The sequence below is a fragment of the uncultured Limnohabitans sp. genome (assembly GCF_937889215.1).
Classification (GTDB): domain Bacteria; phylum Pseudomonadota; class Gammaproteobacteria; order Burkholderiales; family Burkholderiaceae_C; genus Limnohabitans_A.
In genome coordinates this window covers 1-1,108 of sequence record NZ_CALBEX010000190.1, presented here as the reverse complement: position 1 = coordinate 1,108, position 1,108 = coordinate 1, and the positions used below count along the sequence as shown (strand labels likewise).

Annotated in this window: 1 protein-coding gene and 1 pseudogene; one reads left to right on the top strand and one right to left on the bottom strand. The window is 61.0% G+C overall.

Annotation, left to right across the window (positions count from 1 at the left end):
• Positions 1-686: pseudogene (locus tag Q0341_RS04945) on the top strand (tRNA 2-selenouridine(34) synthase MnmH); the annotation flags it as partial.
• 110 nt (positions 687-796) lie between these two features.
• On the opposite strand, the gene Q0341_RS04940 reads toward Q0341_RS04945, so the two are convergent.
• On the bottom strand, positions 797-994 hold the full coding sequence (locus Q0341_RS04940) for a hypothetical protein (RefSeq protein WP_299510958.1): 198 nt from the start codon (positions 992-994) through the stop codon (positions 797-799).
• Positions 995-1,108: the final 114 nt, after the last annotated feature.

Here is a 1,108-nt window from a genome sequence, read left to right as displayed (position 1 = left end):
ACAAGGCGTTTCGCAAAGAGGTGATGGAAGACACGCCGCGCCAGGCGCAGCGCCTGCAGTTTCAGGTGCTGTGCGGCCCCACTGGTTCGGGCAAAACGCGCTTGCTGCAAGCTCTGGCCCACGAAGGCGCGCAGGTGCTGGACCTGGAAGCCATCGCCTGCCACCGCAGCTCGGTGCTGGGCCTGATCCCAGGCACGCCGCAGCCGACGCAAAAAGCCTTTGACACGCAGGTATGGGATGCGCTGCGCGGCTTCAGTGCCGAGCGCCCGGTGTATGTCGAAGCCGAAAGCAAAAAAGTGGGCAACCTCACCGTGCCGGCCGAGTTGATGGTCGCGATGCGGGCCAGCCCTTGCCTGCGGGTGGACCTGTCATTGGACAACCGGGTGAGTTTGCTGCTGGAAGACTATGCGTTTTTCACGCAAGACCGTGCCCTGTTTGTCGACCGGCTGGAGCGCCTGACGGCACTGCGCGGCAAAGCCGTGGTGCAAGGCTGGCAAGAAAGAATTGAGCGCGGCGAAATGCGCGAAGTGGTCACCGAGCTGCTGTCAGGCCACTACGATCCAGGCTACGAGACCTCCACCGGGAACAATTTTGTGCACTACGCCAAAGCCCCCTTGATCGCGCCTGCCAGCCACAACATGGCCGACATGCTGAATTTGGCGAGTGAGCTGCTGCATGCCCCTTAAACGCAGGACTTGTTTGCAGGAGCTCCGTCCTCGAGGCGATGGACACGCCAGTGGGCTGCGACGGCGATCGAGACGACGCGCCTACAAGTCAAGAACCGGCAGCGAACAGGTCAGGCGGCAGGCGCAGATGAATCGGCCGCACCCGGCGCTGCAGTGTCGGCATCGCCCTCTTCGCCCTCAATTTCGGAGCCGTCTTCCGCCAACAGGCCCGACTTGCGGTCTGACTTGGCTTTGAGCTTGTCTTCTTTTTTGCGTTTCTTGGCCAATTCTTTCTGGCGTTTTTCGAATCCGTAGTTGGGTGTGGCCAAGATGCCTCCTTTAATTTGAGCTGCCCAATGTAACAGCTTCTGCAGGACTTTCATCCCACTCAACGCTGCCGCGGTAAGCGTGCCAACTGGCATGCCCCAGCCAAGGCCCCACCA